General features: G+C 66.4%; 25 protein-coding genes and 1 tRNA gene. 6 read left to right on the forward strand and 20 right to left on the reverse strand.

The window, feature by feature from the left end; all coding sequences use genetic code 11:
• Positions 1–293 precede the first annotated feature (293 nt).
• Positions 294–366, forward strand: a tRNA-Thr gene (locus ASG95_RS02860).
• Between the two features lie 20 nt (positions 367–386).
• Here ASG95_RS02860 and xerC read toward each other — a convergent pair.
• From xerC to ASG95_RS02900, 8 genes are all read right to left on the reverse strand, one after another.
• On the reverse strand, positions 387–1,202 hold the full coding sequence (gene xerC, locus ASG95_RS02865; RefSeq protein WP_157581698.1) for a tyrosine recombinase XerC: 816 nt from the start codon (positions 1,200–1,202) through the stop codon (positions 387–389).
• 403 nt (positions 1,203–1,605) lie between these two features.
• The gene (locus ASG95_RS02870) at positions 1,606–1,788 is read right to left on the reverse strand and encodes a helix-turn-helix domain-containing protein (RefSeq protein ID WP_056922324.1); all 183 of its coding nucleotides are present in this window, start codon (positions 1,786–1,788) and stop codon (positions 1,606–1,608) included.
• The gene (locus tag ASG95_RS02875; RefSeq protein ID WP_369820351.1) at positions 1,778–3,334 is read right to left on the reverse strand and encodes a replication initiator; all 1,557 of its coding nucleotides are present in this window, start codon (positions 3,332–3,334) and stop codon (positions 1,778–1,780) included. The genes ASG95_RS02870 and ASG95_RS02875 overlap by 11 nt, the downstream gene beginning before the upstream one ends.
• On the reverse strand, positions 3,334–3,714 hold the full coding sequence (locus ASG95_RS22295; protein ID WP_082592279.1) for a WhiB family transcriptional regulator: 381 nt from the start codon (positions 3,712–3,714) through the stop codon (positions 3,334–3,336). Before ASG95_RS22295 ends, ASG95_RS02875 begins: the two co-directional genes overlap by 1 nt.
• The gene (locus ASG95_RS02885; protein WP_082592280.1) at positions 3,711–5,159 is read right to left on the reverse strand and encodes an FtsK/SpoIIIE domain-containing protein; all 1,449 of its coding nucleotides are present in this window, start codon (positions 5,157–5,159) and stop codon (positions 3,711–3,713) included. Before ASG95_RS02885 ends, ASG95_RS22295 begins: the two co-directional genes overlap by 4 nt.
• 1 nt (position 5,160) lies before the next feature.
• A complete protein-coding gene (locus ASG95_RS02890) occupies positions 5,161–5,412 on the reverse strand; it encodes a hypothetical protein (protein WP_057376493.1) in 252 nt (83 codons plus the stop codon).
• Between the two features lies 1 nt (position 5,413).
• Positions 5,414–5,662 carry a hypothetical protein gene (locus ASG95_RS02895; RefSeq protein WP_057376494.1) on the reverse strand — a complete coding sequence of 83 codons (249 nt, stop codon included), beginning with the start codon at positions 5,660–5,662 and terminating at the stop codon, positions 5,414–5,416.
• A gap of 1 nt (position 5,663) precedes the next feature.
• Positions 5,664–6,089, reverse strand: a complete 426-nt coding sequence (locus tag ASG95_RS02900; protein WP_057376495.1) for a hypothetical protein — start codon at positions 6,087–6,089, stop codon at positions 5,664–5,666.
• Between the two features lie 183 nt (positions 6,090–6,272).
• On the opposite strand from ASG95_RS02900, the gene ASG95_RS21115 reads away from it, so the two are divergent.
• Positions 6,273–6,437: a hypothetical protein gene (locus ASG95_RS21115; RefSeq protein ID WP_157581699.1), complete on the forward strand. Its 165-nt coding sequence runs from the start codon at positions 6,273–6,275 to the stop codon at positions 6,435–6,437.
• Between the two features lie 21 nt (positions 6,438–6,458).
• Here the strand turns inward: ASG95_RS21115 and ASG95_RS02905 are convergent, their stop codons facing one another.
• From ASG95_RS02905 to ASG95_RS02960, 12 genes are all read right to left on the reverse strand, one after another.
• Positions 6,459–7,226 carry a hypothetical protein gene (locus tag ASG95_RS02905; RefSeq protein WP_057376496.1) on the reverse strand — a complete coding sequence of 256 codons (768 nt, stop codon included), beginning with the start codon at positions 7,224–7,226 and terminating at the stop codon, positions 6,459–6,461.
• Between the two features lie 8 nt (positions 7,227–7,234).
• Positions 7,235–8,197, reverse strand: coding sequence for a hypothetical protein (locus ASG95_RS02910; RefSeq protein ID WP_157581700.1), 963 nt, complete (start codon positions 8,195–8,197; stop codon positions 7,235–7,237).
• A gap of 82 nt (positions 8,198–8,279) precedes the next feature.
• Positions 8,280–8,765, reverse strand: a complete 486-nt coding sequence (locus ASG95_RS02915) for a hypothetical protein (RefSeq protein WP_057376498.1) — start codon at positions 8,763–8,765, stop codon at positions 8,280–8,282.
• 506 nt (positions 8,766–9,271) lie between these two features.
• Positions 9,272–10,480, reverse strand: coding sequence for an MFS transporter (locus tag ASG95_RS02920; RefSeq protein ID WP_162259347.1), 1,209 nt, complete (start codon positions 10,478–10,480; stop codon positions 9,272–9,274).
• 17 nt (positions 10,481–10,497) lie between these two features.
• Entirely contained in the window at positions 10,498–10,716 is a 219-nt protein-coding gene (locus tag ASG95_RS02925; RefSeq protein ID WP_057376500.1) for a DUF397 domain-containing protein, read from the reverse strand.
• 21 nt (positions 10,717–10,737) lie between these two features.
• Complete coding sequence (locus ASG95_RS02930; RefSeq protein WP_057376501.1) at positions 10,738–11,571, reverse strand: helix-turn-helix transcriptional regulator; 834 nt, start codon at positions 11,569–11,571, stop codon at positions 10,738–10,740.
• 55 nt (positions 11,572–11,626) lie between these two features.
• Positions 11,627–12,301: a hypothetical protein gene (locus tag ASG95_RS02935; RefSeq protein ID WP_057376502.1), complete on the reverse strand. Its 675-nt coding sequence runs from the start codon at positions 12,299–12,301 to the stop codon at positions 11,627–11,629.
• Positions 12,298–13,434: a C40 family peptidase gene (locus ASG95_RS02940; RefSeq protein WP_057376503.1), complete on the reverse strand. Its 1,137-nt coding sequence runs from the start codon at positions 13,432–13,434 to the stop codon at positions 12,298–12,300. Before ASG95_RS02940 ends, ASG95_RS02935 begins: the two co-directional genes overlap by 4 nt.
• 621 nt (positions 13,435–14,055) lie before the next feature.
• Positions 14,056–16,071, reverse strand: a complete 2,016-nt coding sequence (locus tag ASG95_RS02945) for an MFS transporter (RefSeq protein ID WP_057376504.1) — start codon at positions 16,069–16,071, stop codon at positions 14,056–14,058.
• 1 nt (position 16,072) lies between these two features.
• Positions 16,073–18,616, reverse strand: coding sequence for an ATP-binding protein (locus ASG95_RS02950; RefSeq protein WP_082592283.1), 2,544 nt, complete (start codon positions 18,614–18,616; stop codon positions 16,073–16,075).
• The gene (locus ASG95_RS02955) at positions 18,613–19,038 is read right to left on the reverse strand and encodes a hypothetical protein (RefSeq protein ID WP_057376506.1); all 426 of its coding nucleotides are present in this window, start codon (positions 19,036–19,038) and stop codon (positions 18,613–18,615) included. Before ASG95_RS02955 ends, ASG95_RS02950 begins: the two co-directional genes overlap by 4 nt.
• A gap of 4 nt (positions 19,039–19,042) precedes the next feature.
• Entirely contained in the window at positions 19,043–19,297 is a 255-nt protein-coding gene (locus ASG95_RS02960; RefSeq protein WP_056922327.1) for a hypothetical protein, read from the reverse strand.
• A gap of 1,137 nt (positions 19,298–20,434) precedes the next feature.
• Between ASG95_RS02960 and ASG95_RS02965 the strand changes: the two genes are divergently transcribed.
• From ASG95_RS02965 to ASG95_RS02980, 4 genes are all read left to right on the forward strand, one after another.
• Entirely contained in the window at positions 20,435–21,481 is a 1,047-nt protein-coding gene (locus ASG95_RS02965) for a LacI family DNA-binding transcriptional regulator (RefSeq protein ID WP_235543284.1), read from the forward strand.
• Positions 21,482–21,718: 237 nt separating this feature from the next.
• Positions 21,719–22,996 carry a sugar ABC transporter substrate-binding protein gene (locus tag ASG95_RS02970; RefSeq protein ID WP_057376508.1) on the forward strand — a complete coding sequence of 426 codons (1,278 nt, stop codon included), beginning with the start codon at positions 21,719–21,721 and terminating at the stop codon, positions 22,994–22,996.
• The gene (locus ASG95_RS02975; protein ID WP_157581701.1) at positions 22,996–23,928 is read left to right on the forward strand and encodes a carbohydrate ABC transporter permease; all 933 of its coding nucleotides are present in this window, start codon (positions 22,996–22,998) and stop codon (positions 23,926–23,928) included. The genes ASG95_RS02970 and ASG95_RS02975 overlap by 1 nt, the downstream gene beginning before the upstream one ends.
• Positions 23,929–23,940: 12 nt before the next feature.
• Positions 23,941–24,837 (forward strand): carbohydrate ABC transporter permease, encoded by an 897-nt coding sequence (locus tag ASG95_RS02980; protein ID WP_082592284.1) that lies wholly within the window; start codon positions 23,941–23,943, stop codon positions 24,835–24,837.
• Positions 24,838–24,849 lie beyond the last annotated feature (12 nt).

A 24,849-nucleotide genomic window follows, 5' to 3' on the forward strand; every position in this document is an offset into this window, starting at 1 on the left:
ACCTGCATGGTGCCGGGCCGTCGTCGTCTCCCCCGTGGCTTCTTGTCCCGCGACTTGTTGCCACCTGTGGGGCACGGAGGGCCTGGTTCGGGGGTCTGGTGAGGGATCAGTGGCAACAAGTGCGGGAGGTCCCTGACTTGTTGCCACCTGTGGGGCACGGAGGTCCTGGTTCGGGGGTCCGGTGAGGGATCAGTGGCAACAAGTGCGCGAGTCGGTATGCCGCGTGAGCGCCCGGGATGCCCGTGGCTCGCCACGCCGCCGGTACGATCGTCGCCGTCTGCTACGGCAGACCGGCCGGCGTGGCGCAATTGGCAGCGCACTTGTCTTGTAAACAAGGGGTTAGGGGTTCAAGTCCCCTCGTCGGCTCTCTGACCAGCATGTTTTCCTCAGATCCTCTCGCCCTGGGCTGCCGACCCACCGCTTTGCCCACCGCTTTCAAGCGTGAAGCGGTGTGGATCGACGGCTTCCAGTGCGGCAAGGACTCGCGGGTCGACCGACCGGCGCCCGAGATAGAAGTCGAGAGACATCGAAACCCGGGAGTGGCCGAGCTGGTCGGCGATCATGCGCGGTGAGGCACCTCCGCCGTCGAGGATGGTCGCCATGGTCTTACGCCACGTGTGCGAGGTGACCCACCCGAAGCCGAGTCGATCTCGGGCGTCAGCCAACTGCCGGGACACATTCCGGGGATCGCGGAAGCGGCCATCAACGGTGGCGAAAATCGGTTCGTCCGGAGCGACGCCAACCTCGGACCTGCGCCGCAACATCGCCACGCACCAGGTCGGCAGCAAGAGGGCGCGCTGACCCGCCTTTGACTTCGTCGTCTTGCGCAGCAGACCCTGTCCAGTCACCCGAATCAAGGTCGACGTCACCGTCAGGGCACCAGTGCCCAGGTCAACTTCGGTCCAAAGCACCGCCAGGGCCTCACCGATCCTGAGGCCGGTGGCCAGAAGGAATGCCGAAAAGTCCACCAGGTCCTGACGGACGGCAACTTCGTCCCCGGTCATACCCATGAACCACTTTGCCTGCTCTTCGCTGGTGAGCGCTCGGGGCTCCTTGGCGCGTGTCCCCTCGAGGCGCTCCAGCTCGCGTGCTGGGTTTGCTGCGATCGCGCCTTGGCGGACCGCGAGGCTCAGGGCGCCCGACACGATCGATCGGCACGTGCGTGCGGTAGCGGCGCCGACGTCCTGGTAGACGTCGAGCACGAAGCGATCCACGACGGGCGTTGTGAGTTCCCGAAGCCTCAGGCCACCGATTCGGGGGAGCACATGACCTTCGAGCTGACGTCGGTATGTCTCCACGGTGCCCGGCGATCGTTGTCCTAGGTCGGCTAACCGCTGGATGCGGCTGAGCCAGACCTCGGCTGCCTCGGAGAGGGTCGAGGCGCCAGTGAGCTGACCGCCAGATCCGCGACGCTTCCGCTCCTCTAGCTCGGCCACCAAAGCCTGACGGGCGCCGCGAGGACTCGGCCCCCACCGCTCCACCTTTCGGACCTTGCCATCGAACCCGCGAAACCGTGCCCGCGCGACTACGGGGCTGGGCCCACCATTCACGCGCTGGATCGACACGTCGCCCCACGCTCCCACCTCGAGCTCACGCCGGGCCACGTCACGCCACCGCGGTGTGACGCTCGAGCCACTCCATGACGGCGCTCTCGCGGTAGCGAAGGTGACGGCCGACCTTGAACACCGGCGGGCCAGTCCCCTTCAGCCGCCAGTCGTACAGGGTTTGCACTGGAACGCCGAGATACCGCGACACATCGTCGACGGTCCACAGCGGGTCATGTCGCATGCACATTGCTCCTCCTTGGTCGTGTCCTCCGCCGTTGTTGGGACTTCCATTGCGCGTACTCGCGTGCTCGGGCTGCAGCTGCCTTGGCCAGGGCGGCATCACCCGCTGTTTCCCACCCCACGCCGGCGAAGCGCCAATCTCCGATGACGAGCGTGGTTTCGTCCTCGTCGTCGGCCATGAGCTCGGCCTCGAGCCCAGCCAGGTCAATTCGCCTGCCTTCGCGGCGAGCAAGGGCGATGAGGGTTTGTGCGCGACGCCGGGCTCTGCGGAGTGCTCCGAGGGTGATGGAGTAGCGGTGGGACTTGGTTGCGAAGTGTCCGCGGAACCCCAACATGTGGACCCAGTTGGCCATCCGCTCGTATGCAACGTCGTGCTCGTCAAGGTCCGAGAGGTTGGCGGTGCTCTGCGCGCAGTCAGCGATGGCGGCCGCAACGGCTTGGATTCGCTGGAGGTGAGGGTTGCTGCCGCCGTCTGCGCTCTCCGTGGCCGACTTCGTGGCGTACTTGGCCAGGTAACCGGCCACCTGCTCGGGTTGCAGAGCCCTCTCCGGGTCGTCCGTACGTCTGCTGGTTAGTACGCCTCGTGCGTCGACCTGGGATCCGAAGCGCAGACCTCGCTCGAGGTTGTCGTCCAAGGCTGATGGAGCGGTGAAGCTCACGGCTCGGGCCGCTTCCTCGACGAGCAGGGCCAACAGTGCCGGGTCGATGGAGGGCGAGCTTGGAGCAAAGCCGGCGTCGCACTTGGGCCCATCGAGGCGTACGAGGGCGTGGAAGTGGACGATCCCACGCAGCTGGAACTCGGCGACCTTGGCGTATTGGAGCGTTGCGTGCTCGTTCAGGTCACGCGGCTTGACCCCCAACGTCTTGGCGATGAGCCGTCGCAGGGTGATGGTGAACCGTCGCCACAGCTCTGGAGCCCACCACTGCCAGACCACGTGGGAGGCGTAGTCGTAGCACTCCCAGCACAGGGGCTGGCCGAGGCCGGGGTCAGTCGGCCCGTGCCGCAGCATGCAGGACATCGAGCGACCGTGCGGGCACCTTGACTTGGTCCCTGAGCGAGGGTGGCACCGCCGCTGGCCGTCCCTCACGCCGTGGACGCTGCCGAATGATGGTGCGGTCAGCGTGGCGAAGACGAGAGGGTTCTCGGCGACCCTGTCCGGAACTCCTTTGCCACCAGTGAGTCCGCAGCGGATGAAGTGGAAGGTGTCGGCTGCGTAGACGCGCGAGCAGGAGGGGCATACGTCGGCACGGCGGTTGCCGCAACGGAGGTGGAGCACCCCGAACGCCTCGTCAAGGGTGCTATAGGTCTGAAGGGGTTGACCGGTGTCGCGAGCGAACGTAGTGCTGCTCCCGCGAACTCGTATCGGGTTGGTGCAGTAGCCGACCCGCGCCGCGGTGGTCGCCCATTGATCGAAGGTCCCGTTCGTCAGCCGGCGGACAATGTGCTGTTCCTCGGCTGATGACAGCTCGCCGAGCTCGAGTCCAGCGCCATCACCGTGACCGGGAAACCGTTCCCGGCCACGGCGTGGCGCCAGATCACGTCCCATCAGGCAACCTTGGAATCCTGCTGCTCGAGTGCGTCGTCAAGAACGGTCCCTAGAAGCTCCCCGGAGGCAAGCCTCAGGAGCAAGGGCCGGCGCTTGCATGCGGGGACCCCTCCCCACACTCCGAACTCCTCGGCATAGACCAGGGACGCGGCGAGGCAGGTGCGCCGGACGGGACACGTCTCGCAGATCGTTTCGGCGCGACGCGTCTTGGGGCTGTTGGCGTCCTCGAACCACAGCCACGAGGAACTGCAGGCGCAAGATCCCTGCGCCTGCCAGCGACTCGCGTCGAGCTCACGAACTGATAGCTCTGGGCCGAGGTCGATCCACGGCATGGCGCGTCCGTAACCAACATCGGGGTTTGATCTCGGCGTTCGACTCATGCGACTTCTCCTCCCTCGACCGCCGCCGCGACAGCCAGCCGAATAGGTGTAGGTCTGGGCGACCTGATGGCGAGTTCAGCGATGTCCGCGTCGGTCAGGTACGACGCGCGCACCCGCCTTTGAGCGCGGGTTCCCTCCACCCGCACGTAGGCGACCCCCGGGGTCAGCTCGCTGATGTGATCGGCGGTTGCACCGAGGTCTCGAGCGCCCTCCCCCAGGACCATGTCGACCTGAATCGGGTTGTCCAAGCGCATGGCAATCCGGGTGGGAAACAGATCCCGCCAGACGACGACGTCCTTGCCGGGATCTTGAACGGCTGCCAGCACCGTGATGCCGCAGGCTCGGCCTTGCGTGAGGAGAAGTCCGAGCGCCTGCTCGATGCGTCGAACGATGGTGCGCTCAGCGAAGGCCGTCAATGTGGCCAGCTCGTCGACGAGGAGGAGAATGTGGGGCGATGCCGGAGTTGCGGCATGGGTGCGCACCCCCAGCTCCGCCAACTCCCTCGCCCGGACGTCCTTGAGCGTCACGAGGTGCTCTAGTGCCAGACACATCTGCTCGGCGCTGCCGTCTTCGAAACGCGCGAACAGAGGCAGTCCAGGACGCAGCTCCATGCCGCCCTTGGGGTCGATGGCCCAGACCTGCAATGACCCGGCCGCTATCGCAGGGGCTGCGCCGTTGAGGAGGGACCAAAGTACGGATCCTTTGCCGGCGCCCGTTGCCCCCGCGACAAGTACGTGGGTGCCGAGCAAGCGCAGGTACCAAACCCCTCCGTCCTCGTGTCGACCTACTGGGATTGCCGCCAGGTCGACCTGCCCCTTGGGTGCCGAGGGACGGATCACCGGTGCAAGCACATCCCGGCGGTGCAACTCGAGGAAGACCCGGCCCGGCCGGTCCTCAACGACTCTTGCTTCCCGACACTTAAGGGCATGCGCGAGGCCATCGCACTGTGCGGCCACGTGCGAGGGGGTGAGCCCAGCGGGCAGGCTGAGCTGCAAGGTGTGCACTCCCGCCCTCGTGACGCGGACCCGCCGGATCCTCGGCAGCCGAGAAAGCTCGGCGCGGTGGCCGTTGAACTGGTGGTCATAGGCGACCAGCCCGTTGCGTGACGCGGCCTTGGCCCATCTTGAGCGGTACCAAGGTGCGGCAGCGATCGAGGCGAGTCGCGGGTGCGCCGTTGTGGCGAATGAGCTCGGAGCCGCGAGTCGCCAGGTGATCAGCGCCAGCAGCACTCCGATTGCAGTCCAGATGAGGAACCGCGATCCCAGAACGCATCCCTCGATTGCGAGCGCCACGACGATGATCGCTGGCACTGGGTTTCGGGCAGCTGCAACAAGGAGGGCGCCGATGGCGCGAACGAGCGCCCAGCCGAGTCGGACGATCCCCTCGAGAACAATCGACAGAGGGTCGTCACTATCGAACATAGGACGAGCGGGGGAGCGGTCCATGTCAGAACCCCGTGCCCGCGACACTCGCCACTGCGTTGCCGATGAGCATCGCGGCCTCGCCCATGTGACGTTCGACCTGACTGAGGTGTTCGTCGAGTTCTCGATCCGGGCAACTGTGGAGCTGATCCCTCAGCCTTGACTGCCGACCGTAGAGATCCTCCTGCTCGCGCCACAGCGACTGAAGCCGTCGGTGTACCTCGTCGGGTGCGACGCCGACTGCGTTGGACCACTGCCTTGCCTGTCCGCCGGGCATCTCACCGCTCCCTTCTCATGTCGGAGAGCGCGTCGGTCAGCCTGTCTCCGGCCGCACCTAGGGCACGACTGGCGGAGCTGATCGACGCGAGCATCCCTTCGTCGGGAGCGTCGGAGAGGCCCACGCGCAACTTCGTCAGTTCCGCGTGAAGCTCCTCCACAAGGCGGACCCGTGACGAGAGTGCCCACGGCAGTTCAAGTTCCCCGACACCGAGGGCCTCTGCCCACGCAACCATGTCGATGGGGCGCACGTCAGGCAGCCTTGGTCGGGCTCTGCTGACTGCTGGATCCGGACTTCACCGGCCCCATTGCGTCCGCGCGGTAGGACCAAGCGATGCGCGAGAAGTCCTCGTTGACCTTCTCGACGTAGGGGAGGGCGGACAGGCCGTGGAAGATCACGGGCGTGATCGGTCCCCCGCTTTCATTGGCCGGCGGCACTGGCTGGACCTTCGCCAGGAACTTCACAGTGACGGTCCGGGCACTCTTCGACGCGTCGGGGTCCAGGTCCAGCACGTCGACTTGCCAGATCGGCAGACCCGTGTCGATGTCGACCTGCTGCACCTTGTTCTCCCGTGTCGACCGGTCGAAGTCCGACACCGGGGTCACGGGCGAGACGATGAAGGCCCCGTGGGGGAACACCTCGTCGTGGGAGATCTTGAAGCGCTTTGCGATGGCCATGGCTTCCTCCTTGTTCGGCAGCATGCCTTATGCATCACTGCATAGTTACAACTATGCACAAGTGCATGGTTGGAGTCCACTCTTTGTCCAGACGTTGCGAGGTCCTCGGGTCTCCGTAGCCTCGGAAGCGAAGCGCGGCGCGTCCTCTCTGGCCCTGGCCGTCCGAGACCTACCATTGGAGGCATGTGGAATCGCCGCGTCGCCGTTCCTGGGGCGAGTGCGGCCTCGGTAGCCCTCCTGTGGGGCGCACAGCTCCCACAGGTCTCCATACTCCCCGCCCAGGCGGCGCTGATGATGGCTGCCGCGGGGCTGACGGCGGCCGTGGTGCTGCCCGCTCAAAAAAACTGAGCTCTGCCGCGCGGCTGGTCGCTACTCGCCGAGCATCTTCCCGACCCACACATCCGCGGGTCCGTCGTACCTCGGAATGAGGGCGGGCCGATCCTCGGGCGGTCTGGGGTCTCCCGCATCGATGAGGACCGGGACGCCCGTGGCGTCATCGGTCCCCCAGGCGAAGGCGCGAGGCACTGGGCGGTCTGCGGCGCCCGCCGCCAGCGCCAGCGTTCGGATCGCCACCAGCTGGGCTTCGCGCTCGGGACTGGTTGGGGCCGTCGTCGCGACAACGAAGACCCTCGTGCCGTCCCCGAGCATCATCCGGCCGACCTCCTCCATCTCACCCTCCACTCGGATGCCGCCGCCTGCGGGCTCGCCAAGGAGCACGCGCACGTCCACAATGTGGCCGCGGCCAGGAGGCGGGAGGTGGCGAATGGGTCTGACCTTCGCCGTCTCCAGCGGGGGAATCATCGGCGACAGGGCGGAGTCGCTGATCGTCATCCGCATGCCCACGCGCCACCCAGCAGGCAGGGGCTCGCTGGTCTCCCAACGGGAAATCATCCGGTCCTCCCCCGGCGGCACGCGGGTCACGGCCCCCTCAGACGTCCACGCCATACGGGTGATGCCGGACTCGTGGAGGCTGAACTTGAGGGCGCTCATGATCTCGCGCCCGCCGATGTAGAGGTCGCCTGACCGCTTGGACCCGGCCAGACTCCACGTCGAGGACTCCAGACCGCGCTCCGGATCAGAGACGCGGAAGCGGAGGGTGCTGCCGGGCTTGAGCGGAATGTCCTCGGGCAGCGTCATGCCGGGTATCAGACGTCGTCGTACGGGACGTCCGGGTGCCAGTCGTCTTCGACGTTGGGTTGGGACGCAGCGTCTGTTTCGCGGGCCCCATCTGTGGCATCCGCGTTCTCTGCCTCCACGTCCAGCAGTTCCACCACAGACCTCGTGGTCCGCACACTGCCATCGGGCTGCTCCCGCTGCGCCAGTCGGACGAGCATCGCCACGGCATCTCCCGGACGGACCCGCCGGACCTGGCTGTGGGGCAGGTCTGTTGCGTCTACGCGCACAGGCTCACCGTCGACCTCGACTAGCCACCGCTCGCTGTCGCTGACGGTCCGCGCCACGCCGAATAGTTCCTCCTCCTCGGCGTCGAGATCTCGGCCGTCGACGAAGGTGCGGACCCACACAGCCTGCTGCACTGACCAGGACGAGCGCGCCGTCGGAGCGTTCGGCTCCTCCCAGGTCGTGTCGAAGGCGACGTTGGAGGTGCTCACGGCGGTCGCGAGGGCACGCAGGGCGCTGGCGACGCGCGGGCCAAGGGCGCGCAACTGCTGTGCCGCCACGTCTGCGTCCTCAGGGGTCGCTTTGCCGACCACGGAGCAGAGCTGGATCAGCGTTTCGCTAGCACGGTCGGCTAGTGGGCGAGGCGGCTCGAACATGGGCACGTCGCCACGCGGCTCTACCTCGGGCAGATGGTCGCTCTTCGGCATGACGCTGAGAACGAGTGATCCCGGACCCGGCATGGCGCTGAGAGCTAGGGAACAACGGCGTGCGATGTCCAGCGGGATCCGGCCACGGAGGCTCTTGACGCCCTCAAGCGACGCCCCCACGGAGTCGACCGCCCGCTGCCACGCGACCGCGATCGCACCTGTGCCAGCAAGGTCAGCAGAGTGGCCTTGGACGCCCGGGCCGTGTAGTCGCAGCGAGCCGTGCGACGCGAGGGTCCGCGTCGGGAACAGTCGGTGCGAGGTAATCATGCTCTCGAGGCCCATGCGGGTGAGGTCCTCGGGGCGCTCCCAAGTTGCGTCGGGCACGCGGCCCGCTGTCCGGAGCAGGGCGAGGTAGCTCGGCTCTTCACTTGTAGCCATCGAGGATCACCTCCAGGTACCCATGACGAGGCACCGACTCCAGTCTAGGGTCGGGGTCTCTCATCCGGCTCCAGAGGTCATCCCAGTAGCCGCGCGGCATGAGGTAGTTCCTCTGCCGGAACACTGTGCCTGCGTCGACGCCTGGGAGCGGCATCCAGTCCACGATGAACGAGTCGAGCCGCAGACCGAACTGCTTTTTCACCTCGTCTTTGGTGGCGACGATCTGCAGAAATGCCGCTCGGGAGGCGTCCGTACGAGCGTTGGCGAGCAGCGCGTTGTCGATGAAGTACACGCAGTCAAGGTCGGCGGGAATGGGCTTGTCGGTGAAGAAGCTCCCCGAGAGCCAGCAGGCAGCGACCTCCCCGACGCAGCTCCGAACAGACGTCGTGAGCTGCTGCCACTCCTGCCAGATCTCACGGCGCCGAGCCTCATCAGGAGTAGCGCAAAGTGCCTCTGCCTCGGCCTCGGTCACAGTCCAGCGTCCCATCGGCAGACAGCCACTCACCAGCCCTGGCGCACCCATCGCTCCCCCTCGAACCCTGCCGAGGCTCGATGCTACTGCTGGACGTCGGTGGTGGCCGGGGTTTCGTGACGATTGGCGGCCAGCGTCCAAGTGAGATCGAGCCTCGTGGGGCCCGGTGTTGTCGTCGGCAGTGCGACCAGTCCAAAGTGGCTGCGGTCGGCGGCAAGTGGGCCTAGACGAGGTGGGCGAGCAGGTGACGAACCTCTGGCCCGGTCAGCGAGATCAGCTCTGCGACCGTTGCCGCGGCTGAGCGACTCTTAGTCGCTTGCACCGAAACCCGCTGGAACAGACATCGCATCGACCGCCCTTGGGGGCACGGCAAGGTTCATCGTGTCCCGCCGGCGCTAGAGCTTGACCAACTTCGTCGTCGACGTCGTGATGTGTTGCGTCAGTGCGGGATTCTGGCGGATCTGGGTCGCCGTCGCTGAAAGCGCCGCGTCCCATGCCAGTGCGGACTACGGGCCCGTGCGGACGCTGACAAAGTAGGTCGCTGTTGCGAGGGCGGAGGCCAGCGCCAGGACCAACGGCGCCCCGAGCCCGGCCACATTGCCGACCAGCCCGCCAAGGAGTGCCCCTAGGCCAGCGGACCCGAGGCCGAGCGTCCGCGTCCCGGCACTTACCCGTCCAAGGAGGTCGTCCGGCGTGAGGCTCTGGCGCGCTGAGGCTCCGATGACGGTGACCGTCATGCTAGCCAGCCCAATTAGCGCGAGAGCGGCGCCGGCGAGCCAACGGTTTGGCCATAGCCACATGGCGCCCCACGCGATGCCCTGCGCAAGTAGGCCGTAGGCGTAGGCGTGAGGGCTCGTCATGCGTCGCTGAATACGCGGAGCCAGCCAAGCCCCGAGCAGACCACCAATTGCGATCATGGCGAGGAGCAGGCCGAAGCCCTGGTCGCCCAGGTGGAGGCGGTCCTGCGCGAAGAGGACCAAGGGCGCGAAGGCGATGTTGTAGGTCAGGTTGAAGCTGGCCATCCCGAGGGTCAGCACCCGCAGCTCACGGTGCCCCCACAGGAACCGCACCCCCTCCCTCACGGAGGCGCGCACTCCCGCGGGGACCGCTGATCGGCCCTCGGCACGGTCGATGGCACCCAGTCCCGCCAGCAGCAGAGCCGACACCACGAAGGTGAGGGCGTTGCCGGCGAATGGCAACACCATGGCCAGCGCGAAGAGGGCGGCACCGAGGGGCGGTCCTATCAGCGACCGACCGACTAGGTCGAGTGACCACAGGCGGCTATTTGCCCGCGCGAGAACACCCGGTTCGCGACCGACCACCTGGGGGATGGCTGCTTGTGCCGCGGGGTCGAAGAAGCAGCTCGCCACGCCGATCGCGAAGACAACCAGGACCAGCATCCACAGCGATGCGACATCAAGAGCTACAGCGATGGCGAGTCCGGCCAGCAGCACGGCCCTCGCTATGTCGGCCAAGACCATGGTTCTTCGCCGTGGCCATCGGTCCACGAGGGCCCCAGCGGGGAGCCCCACAGCCAGCCACGCGGCATACCCGGCCGCGACGGTCAGTGAAACCCCGACGGGGTTGCGGGTGATGGATGCCGCAAGCAGGGGGACGGCCGCGATGACCATGCCTTGGCCTGCGATCGATACTCCCGTGGATGCGAGCAGCCTGCCGAGACCGCCGACTCCGGGGGTCTCGACAGGCTGACGCATGTCCACAGGATTGCTCATCAGGTGGTGCGCAGCTTGTCGTACTCGAATTCGCCGAGTGCGACGCCGCCGGTGAATGCACGCCACTCGCGTTCGTTGAACTCCAGGATCGGGCCGTTGCCCTGCGCCTTCGTGTCACGCACACCAACGGTGCCGTCGGCGAAGGCGATCTCCACACATCCGCCGCTGTCGCTCAGGACGCTCTTGCGCCAATGAGCGTTGTGCCACTTCTCATCCATCGGATTTCCCCTCAGATGGGTTCACGACGCCAGTTGACGCCGAGTCCTTTCGATCAGGAGCCGTGAGGCGTCCTTGTCGAGCGCGTCTCGTTGGAGATCGCGAAACAGTCGTCGATAGGCAGCCACGTCGGTCTCGGACGACAGATACAGATCGGCCGTCTGCGCTTCTACGAGGACGACTGGAGTGCCTTTGGCGAAGTCATAGAGGACGAAGGAGCCTGCTGCGTATGCCGCCCGGTCACCTTGGGCGGGTCGGATGCGAAGGTCCACGATCCCCTCGTCGACGACATCGAGGACGGCGCTCAGCTGCTCGTGCATCGTGGCCCGGCTGCCGGGGCTTCGCTCGAGAACATCCTGCTCGACGACGACCTGGTACACCACCCTGCGCCGGTTCCGGAGAGCGTCCTGTCGCGCCTGTCGTCGTGCAGCGATGCCCTCTGGTGATGGGAACCGTCCGGACTTGGCAATCGCGTTCGCATACGAGGGCGACTGAAGCAGGCCTGGGAACCACAGGGCCTGGTACTGCAGGAGTCGCTTCACCCGTGCCTCGACCGCACCGACCTCGGCTTGGCGACGCCGTGGACCACCAGCCCTGACGACCCAAGCTCCCTGCGCACCATCGTCTCGAGCTACCCAACTGAGGATCTCGGCACGGATCTCTTCTGCAACGCCGTAGTAGTCCAACAGGGTCGCGACCTCGCCGATCGAGGCGCCGAACCGGCCGGTCTCGACGCGAGAGACCTTGGATTGGGACCACCCGAGTTCGCGGGCCACTGCCGACCCCGACAGCCCCGCCTGCTCGCGGATGCCGCGCAGCTCGTTTCCAACCCTTGCGTTGGGAGCCAGGTCACCCATGGAGCCGTCCGATGCACATATGCATAGGACCACCATACAGACGGCGAGCATGGGATTACTCGACCCAGACGTTGGAGGCGTGCTCCCAACGCAGGCTTGGGTGAGGTTCGGCTGGGTAGTGGCGCGCCCATCGGTACCAGTCGCGCTCGGCCATGACGGTGATGGCGAGGTCGCCGTCGTTGGTCATGCGGACGGGGCTGACTGCTCGTAGATCGGTTTCGACGCTGTCCCCTGCAACGACGACGCGGGCGCCCACGGGGTTGGGGTGTCCTTGCACTGAGTGAAGGGTTCGGAGCTCTGGTGTGTTGGGGTCCCTGTTGAGGTTGTCCAGCCAGACGACCGACCCCGGGTCTTCGGCCGGAGTCGTGGAGGAGACATATTGCTCAACCCAAACGCGTGAACGCCCGACGGCGAAGCGATTGGTGCTCTCGCAATCGCCGTAGTAGTCCCGCTCCTCTTGGACCCAGACGGCGGGCTCGTCAACGCCTCTGACCTTGGGGACCACTTCCGAGACGATCCGGAGACTGTCTTTCCAGCCGTGGGCAAGCCAGTTGCCGTCATGGGTATAGCTGGTCATCAGGAACCGAGCCCGTCGCCCTGTGAGGGGCTCGTTGAGGCCGAGGGCGCGGCGGATCAAAAGTGCCGGGAAGTGGTCGTTGAGGCGCCCCACCGTGCCATTACGATCGGTCATTTCTGCCTCAGCGAGATCGTCGAACTCTGCGCCCGTCATTGCCGGGATCCTGATTCAACCTCGGCCGTCGTGCCGTCGGGGCGGGCGACCAGTGCGAGTTGGGACGAGTAGTAGGGATCCTTTAGTACGTCGTGGACGACCTCGACCGTCTTGCCTGTGCGTGGTGCGTGGACCATCCCGCCTTGCCCGTCGTAGATGCCGACGTGGTGGTAGCTGCCGGGCGCGTCGCCGGGTGAGTGGAAGAACAGCAGGTCGCCAGCTCGAAGGTGAGAGCCAGGAGGAACGTGGGGCAGGGCGGCGGCTTGAGCGTCGGTGACCCGGGGGAGTGTCCGTCCGGTGGCCTGGTGGTAGGCGTATTGGACCAGGGAGGAGCAGTCGAAGCCGACGGTTGCGCTACCCGGGCCGAATCCGTTCCCTGGCCCGCCGATGCCTCCACCGCCCCAGCTGTAGGGAGTGCCGAGAAACTGCAGGGCTGAGGCGACTGCGTTGGAGCCCTGGGTGCCGTCGCCGGTGTAGTCGGCAGTGGTGTAGCAGGTGGCGGACAGGACGGCCGGGTTGGCGACGATCTGTTGCGCGAGGGGTTCCCATCGGGCGTAGGCGTCGGGGAAAGCGCTGGCCTGTACAGCCTGGGCCGCTCTCGTGAGTGGCATGGCCTCGAAGCCGTGGATCTGGACCAGCCCCTTCTGGCCGCCCTTGCCGCCTTCGTAGAACATCCGTGCGGCGGTCTCTGGGTTGAGCCGGTCGGCGTCTGAGCCCCAGCCGGCGCGTTGCTGGAACAGGCCGAGGCTGTCGAGGTGACCGTGGTCGAGGTTGGTGAGGCTGGACTCCTGAAGGGCGGTTGCGACGGCGATGACCCAGCCGTAGGCGGGGACGTTGAGCTGGCGGCCGACCGCGACGATGGTCTGGGCGTTGGCGAGCTGCTCCCCGCTCAGGTCTTGGGCGTTGGCGGCTGAGGTCGCAGCGAAGGCTGTGGTGGCGGTGGTGCAGTTCCCGGCGGCCTGGGCCGTGCCTGAGTCGCTTTCTCCGGTGGTGAACAGCAGCAGGACGATCAGGCCCGTCGCGAGGGCGCCGACCATGACCACGGGCAGGACTATGAGCCCTAGGCGGATGAGGCGACGCACGACGACCTTGCGGGCCATCTGCGCGGCGGCTGCGACCAGCGGGGCCGGCATGTCAGTTCCCTGAAGTCGCTGTGGCTGGTGACAGCGACGGGGTCGGGGCACCGGGTGGGGCGTCGTCCGGGGCGAGCGTGTTGGCTTTCCACGTGCCGCTCTGGTTGACCAGGTCGACGGCGATGCGGCCCCCGTCGGTTGGCACGCTGACCGTGGCGGTGGCGCCCTTGATCGACTTCAGGGCGGCGTCACCGGTGACTCGGGTGGCTGGGACTTGGGCTGGGTCAGTTCCTGTCAGGGACGAAAGAAGGGATGGGGTTCCCCACGGTTTCATCGCAGCCAGCCATGAGGCTTCGCCGTGTGTAGTGGTGGACCAGGCAGTGACGAACGCGGTGGCCACCGCCACCGGGGATTCAGCAGAGACCTTGGCTGGCGTGGTTGAACTCGGGCTCGCGGCAACCGATCCGGCTGTCGTCGGGGCGCTGGAGGTGGCCGGCGCGGCGGGCACTGTAGGCACGGACGCGGTCAGGGATGTCCGCGGGGCAGGCGCAGCCGAGGCTCCCACTCCGTTGGTCAGGCGGCCGAGGGCAGCGAGCAGGACGAGAGCCAGAACGGCCGTCACGGTCAGGTTGCGCCATGACCACAGCGGCCATCGCACGGCACGGCCGACTCCTCCGGCATTCATTCCTCCGCTCGTTTCTGAAGGCTCAGGACCGTCTGCTTGGTGTCGGGGTCGTAGAGGCGCGGCCCGACACCGTCACGCCGGAACTGCGTGTGCGAGTCGTGGGCGAGGTTCGGGATCTCCCGGGCGTCCGCTGGGATCTGAGGGACGATCCGTCCACTGATCGGGGTCTCTCCGCTTGTGGCTCGGACGGTCACAGGATCGGGCGGCGGCTGCGTCTTCCGGACTTCACCAGCGAGGGCGTATGCCGGGCCCTCGCGATCGGCGCCCGCCTCGGCAGAATCGGGGGCAAAGACGGGCTCTTGGTTCGCGGTGACGGAGTGCGCGGGCCTGGGTGCCTCAACCGAGCTGAGCTGCAGGTGTTGCGGCACCGGCAGAGCCCTCTCGGAATCGGCGACGGTGGGGAAGTGGGCGGGTCGTCCGAAGGCTTCGGCGGGAAGCCCGGTGTGTCGGTAGCGACGGTGGACACCGTTGTCCTGCGCGGCTGCCTTCTCGTCGCCATCGGCCTTCTGGTTCTGGTTGGCATCCTCGTTGGCTGCGTCGACGCCGTGTTGGGTGGCCAGTCGCCTGGAGGTGTAGTTCCAGATCTCACGCCCGCCACGTTTGGCCCAGCGTGGGCCTCCGGAGTGACCGAGGATGTTGGTGAACGACAGCAGTGGGAACAGCACGATGAACGCGGCCACGGTCGCCACCATGCACAGCACGATGCCCAGGACGCCCATGCCGGTCGTGGTGGCGCGGGACAGTACTGCGGAGATGATCGTGGCGTGTACCGCGGACCCGGCCGAGAACGCGACCACGTTGACGACGGCGGCACCGCCCATGCTAAACACGCGCCGCACGATCGATGCCATCGGGGCCATGACCCCAACCACGGCGATGGCGGGGAACAGCATGACCAGGAACCGCAGCATGACCAAGCCGGCAAAGAGGAAGATGTCAGCGGCTAGCCGGAACAGCAGGCTGAAGGTTGACCCGAGTGCGACCATCACACCGGTTCCTGCGCGACCACCGGCCTTGCCCTGCAGGTAGCCGTACGCGACCGGGTCCTTCTTCTCGATCTCGGCGGCGGTCTTCTTCCAGTTCTCGGCCTTCTTCTCGGCGATCCGCCTGCCCGCATCGGGGTCCTGCTCTGCCTGGCGGGCTTCGGCCCAGCTGAAGGCGCTGGCCTTGAACAGATCCGGGCCCCACTTCTTGGCCGCGGGGGAATCGGTGGAGCCGAGCTCGCCGCGCAGCCAGTTGTCGTACAGGACGCGGTCGACCACCAAGGCGCCCTGGGCGCGTGCGGGGTCGGACGAGGCGGGCAGGTTGCTCAGGCCGCTGACGCCGCTGCTGATCGCCGAGACGCTCGAGGTGACGGTGCTATCGAAGAAGGTGGCGACCCGGGTCGGGTACTGGCCAATGCCGGCGACGATCGCTAGCACCAGCAGTGCCCAGGCGGCGGCGGAGGTCACCGACGACAGTCGACCGCTCATCGAGTAGAACAGCAGCAAGGCACCGACTCCGACCAAAGCTGTGGCGCCCCATGGGGACCAGATCGAGTCGTGCAGCCGCTGCGTCACGCCGGCAACGACGTCGTCGAGCGGGGCCATGTACTCCTCGGGATGGGCAACCTTGTTGTGCAGCCCGTTGGTCGCTGCGGCACCCCACGTCGCGGCCGACATCAAGAAGTTGCCGGTCGCGGTGTCGATGCTCGCCTCGACGTCGCGCAGGCCACCACCGCAGCCAAGATCGTAGGTGTGCCACCCGAGTCCGGCGTACCCGTATTGCTCATACACGCTGGTCGAGGGATGGTCGGCGAACGGGTCGCGCGGTTCCTGTGGGGTCTTGGGCCCTTCGTCGAGGAACCCGGTGATCCCGGACCCGGGCAGCTGCGCCGTGGGTGCGTCCTTGCAGTCCGGCACGCCTGGGATGGTCGGTGCCGCGGAAGCAGCCCCGGCCAGACCCACCCCGACCCCCGCGAGGATCGCGCTGATTGCCAGCGCGCGGCATACGACCACCCGGAGGGCAGCCATCTCAGGCACTCTCCCTCTCGGACTCATCCTCGACTGTCGTCGGGGTGGCGGTGAGCTCAGGGCGGGCCACCCGGTTGCGGGCCTGGTCAGGCTGGGCGGTCGTGTTGAGTGCAGCCAGCAGGCGCGGGTGGGCGGACAGGTCCATGCGAATCCGTTCGATGCCGCCGGTGCCGTCGCTGAAGATGAACTCACGAGACCCACGACGGCCTTCACGGGTCGGGCGGGACAGGGTGCCGAAGATCGACTCGTACCCCATCCCGTCGCGGATGCCCGGCAGGAACCGCAGGGCGTCGGTCTGGGCGTCCTCACCGGTGAGGCGGCCGATGAACGCGGCCGAGATCAAGTTGGCCAGGTCCAGCTTGAGCAGGTCGGCGGGGTTCTGCGAGGCCATCAGCACGCGGGTGTTGTGCTTGCGGGAGTCGCGGGCGGCCCGGTCGATGAAACGGCGGCCGGTGCTGAAGGTGGACAGCGCCCACGCCTCGTCGATGAAGATTCCCTTGCGGGCGTTGACATCCCCGAGGTACATGCCGCGTTGGGTGAGCCACGCGGCGAGGTAGAGCACGCACATCGACAGTCGCTCGTCGAGGTCCTCACTGTTGGCGGTGGACTCGTCAGGCAGGGCAAGCCCGCGCAGGCTGTACACGGTCAACAGCGGGTCTTCCCGCCCGTAGTCCTGCTGGTACCCGGACGGGAAGATCAACCGGCCGTGGCTGGTTTTGGCAGCCTCGGTCAGGAAGTCGGCCATGTACCCGGCGTGGCGGCGCAGGTCCGGGTCTCCGTCCAGTCGGGTTAGTGCGTCGACGACTTCGTGGGTGGATGCGGTGTGTCTGGCCGATACGGCACCGACGGCACGCATCAAGGCCACCTCGGTCAGCATGTGGTCCTGCAGCTGCCGCGGCAGCATTGCCCGCAGCACCGACGAGGTGAGCAGGCGGCGGGTGTCCTCGGCTTGGTTCTGTGCGGTGCGCCAGTCCAGCTCGGAGTCGTAGTGCTCACGGCGTGGTTCGGCGATGACGCGGTAGGTGCACAGCGCTCCGGGTGGTGCGTCGAGCAGGTCGATCGCCTGGGACACGTCCGCGAGCTCGGGAAGACGGCACAACGCGGTCAGTCGCCCGGAGGGGTCGAGCACGGTCCACGGGACGCCCTGCATGACGGTGCGGTAGATGATGTTGCCGCCGGCGGTGGACTTGCCACCGCCCAGACCCGCGCACAGGACCGCGAGACCGGACTCCTCTCGGGTCTCGGTGCTCTCCCACGGCTCCCACGTGACCACGCGGGCGCTGGTACCGGACGTCTCGCCGAGGTGGATCCCGACCCGGTCGCCCACCTTCGCGGTGGCGGCGGGGACGGCGGCTGCGAGGGTGGTCACCGGCATACGCCGCTTGTATGCCGTGGACGCCAGCTTCTCGCCGGGGATGAACTCCCGGGCGATGGCGTACTGGTCCGCAGGGCGGGCGATGGTGATCTGGGGCGTGTAGAGCTTGCGCAGCAGGCTGGCCCGCTCGAGGGCCTCCTCCTCCGATGCTCCGGAGACCGCAATGCGGTACCAGCCGGTGGTACGGGTCGACAACCCGGACAGGCCCATCGAGATCTCGTCCTCGACGCCCAGGGCCTTGTCGGCCTGACGGTCCAGGGCGCCGGGGGCGGGCTCGTGGTGCTCGACCTCGTAGTGGTCCTTCTGGGCGCGGATCTTCTGGATGTTGCGACGCATCGCCATCCCCACCTTGGCGGAGTCCTCGATGGTGACGCGGGCGGACCATTCGACCGGGAAGCCGAGCTGGTCGGTGCGCTGCATCCACGGGATGCCGGCCGGGATCTCGAGGTCGGTCATCCTGCCGACGGACAGGACGCACACGTGCCGTTCGACGCGCTGGTTCTCGTTTTCCCCGATCACGCGCAGGGTGCGGGCGTACGGTTCGGCGAACCATTGCACGTGGTCGGTGAACTCGTGCAGGTCCTCTTCCTCCCAGCGGCCGTCGTCGACAGCCCCGAGTGTCAGTGGTGCGGGCAGACCGAGGGAACAGGACCGGTGCAGCAGCCATTCCAGCTCGCGGGGTGTGACCGGTGCACCGTCCATTCCCGGGGCGGCCATGATCTCGTCGGTGACGCGGATCTCCTTGGACAGGGCCGAGACCTCTCGGTCGGAGAACGTGCCGGCCAGCCCGCCGAGCGCCTTGTAGAGACCCTTGCGCGCTGGGATCTCCACGCCGACGTAGACCTCCTTGTCGGCCATGCTGCGACCAGAAAGGTGCTGCTGGTCCGTCAGGAGGTGGTTGCGCCACCCCGGCAACGGAGCCGGGGCATTCTCGTCGTGCGCGGCGGCCCACCGACTCACCGGGTAGGGCCTGGTCGTGACCCGGATGTGCAGCTGACGCTTGACCAGTTGGGCGTACGCATCCGCACCGTCGATGATCAGCTGCTCGCGCACACTGTCTGGGCGGAATGACCAGCCCTGCGGATCGAGGAGGTACCAGGCCAGGATCCGGTCGGCGGTTACCGTGCAATGGCCGCTGATCCGGCGCAGGGCTATCCCGGGCTTGCTCATGACAGAGCCTCTCTTGATGCTGTCTTGGCTTGCAGGCGGGCTGCCTTGCGTTGGGCCCGGCTCAGGCGTGTGGGGACGGCACGTACCCGAGCCGGGTGTATGAGGCCCACCGTGGGTCGGGTGCGCTGTCGCGGCGCGCCGACCTCGTGGGCAAAACCGGCGATGACCGAGCCGAGTGGCCGATCTGCGTCTACGACGTTGAGGATGAGTCGGGTCAGCCCGACGGTAACCAACAGGGTGTAGGCGAGGCTGAAGAACCCCAGGCCGATGCCTAGTCGTCTCTCGATGACCTGCAGGAGGACGAAGACGAGGGCGCCCACGGCGTACGCCACATAACGAGCCCGGAATGGCAGGGTCTTGTTCGGTGGACCCAGCCAGACGGCGTTGACGTTGTAGATCTCGTCATCCACGGGGAGTCGCATCGGATCAACCCGTGATGAGCCCGGCCATCCAGGCGCCGAGATTGTCAGCTTGGCCGCTACTGGCGATGCCGAGCACGGCCAGAGCCACGACCACGCCGGCCACAACCTTCATCGCCTTGGCGTTGTCGCCCCGCTGGGCGAGCACGAAGAGCATCACCGCGATGAGCAGAAGCAGCAGCGGTATGACGTTGTCCTTGATCCAGGACTGCAGGCCTCCGGTGTTGGCGGCCGACACGAGAGTGGTGTTCAGGGTGTTCATGATCGTCCCCAATCGGTTGGTGCGAGTGGCCACCCGCGCCCACCATTAAGGCGTCCGATACACCCTCAGTCCACTAATTGTCCGGGTTTGAGATGAGTCCTTACGGTTTGTTTACTCTCTGTCTGCCATCCGCGTTGGGCCCCTATTGGGCGTGCTGAGACCTGTCGAGACGGGAGTACGCCACTACCCCGAGCCCAGAGTCGCACCGTCCGCACCTGACACCCCGACGTAAGCGCTGCGACCGTGCTCCAGCCGCTCTATGTGATGGCGACGACAGGTCGTGGAGCCAACCGGTCTCGGTCGCCGTCAGCTACGACTCGGACACCGACACAGGCCGCGATTTCTGCACCCTGGCCTCGGTCGAAGCCTGACTTGATCGGCCCCGTCTCAATTCCCACGTCGCGGCCGGCTCGCCAATCCTTTGGTGAGGCCAGACCCATCGACGCCTCGTCGGAGCGGACTGAATTTGTGCCACGACCACCGCGTCGACGATCCTGGATCGCTCGGAGCGACCCAGTCGTCGACCCAGGAGCAACCGGCCAGAGTCGTCGCCGACATCACCGCCGATCTCGACTGGGATGTGTAGGTCCAGCCCGATGGGATCCGGCAATCCCGAGCAGCGGACGCCAGCGGGCGGCGGTCTTGGCCGCCTGGATGCGCTCAGGTGGCTGCACTTCCGCGGCGAGCAGGTTGGTGGAGTTGGTGACACCGGTGGTGCTCTATAGCGGCGCCTGTGGCTTCCGACCGGGCTGCACAACTCACCGCGATGACCTCGTGCTCGCGGGTTCGGCTGGCTAACAGCGCACCCACCGCCGGACGTGGCGAGCCCCTCCCTAGAGCCCTTAAGCGTACGTCGCGGCTGTGCCGTTGCTGCCTGTCCACCGGTTCAGAGGAGGCCCGCCTGACATGGCTCAGCGAACACCCGGCCATCGCGAGGGATACATCCGGTCACTGGCTCCACGGCGAAGTTGCACGAGCGTCGACTCGGAAATGAGGTGTCGAGGTCCTCGGGTTCAGCAACGCGCGCCAGGGGTATGCCGGTTCCTCCGGGTCTCGTGCGCTGAAGATATAGTTCATTGAAGCGCATAGATGGTCTGTGGGCGGAAGGGTCTTCTTATGGTTGCCAGACGCCCGACGGTGTACGACGTTGCCGAGCGCGCGTCTGTCTCGATCGCAACGGTGTCCTTCACCTACACCCGTCCGGACAAGGTGAAGCCGGCCACGCGTGAGAGGGTTCTGGCGGCAGCCCAGGATTTGGGCTACGTGCCAAGTGCGAGCGCACGCGGCCTGGCCCATGGCCGGACTGGCGCCCTCGGCTTGTTCGCCTTCGACTACCTGATCGAGCAAGGCGACGCCTCCCGGCCTATGGACGGGCCGGCGCGATCGGTTGCCGAGGGCCGCGACGCCGGCGACACCTTGATTCGATCATTTCCCTTGTACGTCGATGAAGTCCAGCGAGGCATCGAGCTAGAGTGCTGGGCGCGTGGGTATGCGCTGTTGCTCAACGGTGGCGGGCGAGCCGACAGTGAGGCGGTGGTTGCAGATATCGCCGGTCGCGTGGACGGTCTGGCGGTCTTCCCAAACACCGTGCCACACGAGGTACTCCTCCAGATCGCGCGGCGTATTCCCGTTGTGGAGCTGGGGGCTGAGGCCTTCAGTGACCAGCTCGGCCATGTCACGGTCGACAACGTCACGGCAATGCGATCCCTTACGGATCACCTTCTGAAGGTGCACGAGCTTGTGGAACTACAGTTCGTCGGTGACGCGCCAACGTCAGATAACAGGGCTCGGTTTGAGGGGTTCAGGTTGGCGCTGATTTCCGCCGGACTGCCTGCGCCCCAGCGGCCGCTGTCGAAGGCACAGGTGCCGGATCTGATCAGCCGAGGAGCCGTGCCGCAAGGGCTGGTCTGCTGCAACGATGTCACCGCTCTGACGGTCATGGACGCCGTGGCCGCCCATGGGCTTCAGGCTCCGCGAGATGTTGCGGTGACCGGTTTCGACGGCATCCTTGCCGGGCGGGTGTCTCGTCCGATGCTGACCACGGTCCGGCAGCCAATGGAGGAGATGGGCCGCGCCGTGGTTGACGTACTCATCAATCAGCTAGGTGCTCGGGACCGTGCCCCCGAACATCGACAGCTGTCTGCGAGTTTGGTGCTGCGCGAGAGCTGCGGCTGCACCGCGTAGTTCGGCGCCGCGGTTGAGGGGCGCTGGCCGCGCTGAGGCGGGGTACCGGGCCGTCAAATAGTTGACGGTCAGGTCTTGCCAAACGCCCAATCTATGCGCTTAAATCTCCAACGTAGGAATCTAAGCCCTTTGATTCGGTCGTGCTCGAGTTCGATCTGCGAACTCTCGGACGCCGGCCCGAACCGGCTTCCCTTCAGGGCGCTCACTGCCCGCCGCACCGTCAATGGAAGGACAACGATGTTCTCTAGGAGCACTGTCATCAAGGGAGCCGCGGTGGCGCTTGCGGCCCTGGCGCTTGGAGCCTGCGGGCGCACCGCGTCACCAGCCGGAGGAGAAACCCCCGGCAAGTCGCTCTCGTCGGGACCGGCCACCGGCACTGTGACCGTCTGGGCACAGGGCGCGGAGGGCGCTGGTCTGCCCGCCCTCGCGAAGGAATTCGAGGCTGCAAACCCGGGGGTGAAGGTTGACGTCACCGCCATCCCTTGGGACGCCGCACACAACAAGTACCAGACCTCGATCGCCAGCGGCTCCACTCCTGACGTGGCGCAGATGGGCACGACCTGGATGGGCGACTTCTCGGACGCATTCGACCCGACGCCGAGCGGGATCGACACCACCGGCTTCTTCCCGGGCTCGGTCAAGTCCACCGAGGTGAACGGAACTGCGTACGGGGTGCCGTGGTACGTCGACACCCGCGTCCTGTACTACCGCAAGGACCTGGCCGCGAAGGCCGGCTTCTCTGCTGCCCCCAAGACCTGGGACGAGCTCAAGGCCATGGCCAAGGGGATGCAGACCCAGGCCGGCGCCAAGTGGGGTATCCGGCTCCCGGCCGGCGGGTCCGACTCCTTCCAGGGGTCGCTGACCTTCCCTTGGTCGAATGGCGCCCAGATGCTGAACGCTGACGGCACCAAGTGGACCTTCGACACCCCGCAATGGGTCGACGCCTACAAGTACTACCAGAGTTTCTTCACCGAAGGCATCGCGAACAAGACCCCGACCATCGGTGCCGGTGCGGCCGAGTCGGCCTTCGTCGACGGGTCGGTTCCCATGTTCATAGAAGGCCCGGCTCAGATCGGCTCTCTGAACGAGGCTGGCGGTCCCGGGTTCGATGAGAAGTATGCGGTGGCTCCGTTGCCCAAGCAGACCAGCGCAACCTCGTTCGTCGGCGGTTCGATCCTTACGGTGTTCAAGAAGAGCAAGAACCGTGATGCCGCGTGGAAGTTCATCCAGTTCCTCTCCAAGCCCGACACCCAGGTCAAGTGGCAGAAGGCCACCGGCGACCTGCCGGCCGCGCAGGCCGCATGGCAGGACAAAGCCCTGGCTGGCGATGTGAAGCTCGCCGTGTTCGGGGAGCAGCTGAAGGACACCAACTCGCCGCCGTCGCTGACCACGTGGACGCAGGTGAGCGCGGCCGCTGACTCTGTTCTGGAGCAGATGGTCAAGGCCAACCTCGACCCGTCCGCGGCGTTCAAGACACTGCAGAGCAAGGCCGACTCGATCGGCACGGGCAAGTAGTGACGACCAACGCCCTGCCTGCGCGCGCCGACGGGAACGGGCCGAACTCAGCCCGAGCCCGTCGGCGCAAGCAGGGCCTGATCGGGTGGACCTTCGCATTACCGTTCGTCTTGATCTTCGGCGTCTTTATGCTGCTCCCGCTTGTGTCGTCGTTCGCGATGTCGTTTACCGACTTCACTAGCCGCGACGTCGCCAATCCGTTCGCGGTCGGGTTCGTCGGGATCGACCAGTACACGAGCCTGTTCGGCGACCCACAGTTCATCCGGTCGATGATCAATACCGGCTACTTCGTCGTGATCGGGATTCCGCTGACGATGATCGTGGCCCTGGCCTTGGCGATCGCGCTCAACAGCGGGATCACCCGATTCCGAACCGCATTCCGGGTCGGCTTCTACACCCCAGTCGTGACGAGCATTGTCGCCGTGGCAGTCGTCTGGCGGTTCATTCTGCAGCCCGAGGGTCTGCTCAACGCCGCACTTGGCGTGGTCGGCATCAGCGGCCCGGACTGGCTCAACAGCACCACCTTGGCGATGCCGTCGCTGATCCTGATGGCGGTCTGGCGCAACATGGGCACCTTGATGATCATCTTCCTGGCCGGGCTTCAGAACATCCCCGAAGAGGTCCAGGAGGCCGCCCTGGTGGACGGGGCCGGAGCATGGACGCGATTCCGCAAGATCACCCTTCCACTGCTGCGCCCAACCTTGCTGCTCGGGGCCGTCCTGATGTCGGTCGGATACCTGCAGTTCTTCGAGGAGCCGTTCGTGATGACCAAGGGCGGTCCTCTGGACTCGACCCTGTCCGTCAGCTACTTCACCTACAACCAGTTCGGCTTCGGGAAGTACGGGGAGGCCTCCGCTGCCAGCTACGTGCTGTTTGTGGCGATCGCACTGCTGAGCCTGGTCCAGTTCCGAGCCCTACGATCCCAGGATTGAGGCGAGAGTCCCATGACCATCAACCAAGACACCCCGCCGGCTCTCGAGCCGGGCGGTGCGCGCTCCGTTAGGACCCGCCGTCGCCCACGAAGGTCAAATCACGGACCTCTGCTCACCTACGCGGCCCTCGTCGTGGCTGCAGCGATTACGTTGTTGCCGTTCGCCTGGATGCTGCTCGGCTCGTTCAAGACCCAGGGTGAGATCCTCCGCAACCCCACCGGCTTCATCCCCCAGCACCCCACCCTGAGCAACTACACAACGTGGTTCGGCGAGCTGCACATCGGCACCTTCTTCCTGACCAGTCTGATCGTCGCCGTCTTCACCGTACTCGGCAACCTGCTCTTCTGCTCCATGGTGGGTTACGCCCTCGCGAAGATGGACTTTCCGGGGAAACGCCTGCTGTTCGTGCTGGTGATGATCACCCTGATGGTTCCAGGCGTGGTCACGTTCGTGCCATTGTTCGTCCTTGTCGGCAAGCTGGGTCTCATCAACACCTACCCGGCGTTGATCCTCCCGTTCCTGACCTCCCCGCTCGGGGTGTTCCTGATGCGCCAGTTCATCCAGGGCATCCCCGACTCGCTCCTCGAGGCGGCGCGGTTGGATGGACTCGGGGAGTTTGGGGCCTTCTTCCGGGTGGTACTCCCGCTTTGCGGACCGCCGCTGGCCACCCTGGGCATCCTGACGTTCCTGGGCTCGTGGAATAACTTCCTGTGGCCGCTGGTCGCGGCGCAGAGTGAGGACAAGTACACGCTTCCGGTCGCTCTGTCACTGTTCTCCACTGGCCAGCAAGCCACCAACTACGGGCTGCTTCTTGCCGGATCCACGTTGGTCATCACTCCCATCGTGTTGCTATTCATCGCCTTGCAGCGGTTCTTCATCCAGAGCGTCGCGTCAGCCGGCATCAAGTAGCCCGTCGACGCG

Source organism: Phycicoccus sp. Soil803, from assembly GCF_001429685.1.
Taxonomy (GTDB): Bacteria; Actinomycetota; Actinomycetes; order Actinomycetales; family Dermatophilaceae; genus Pedococcus.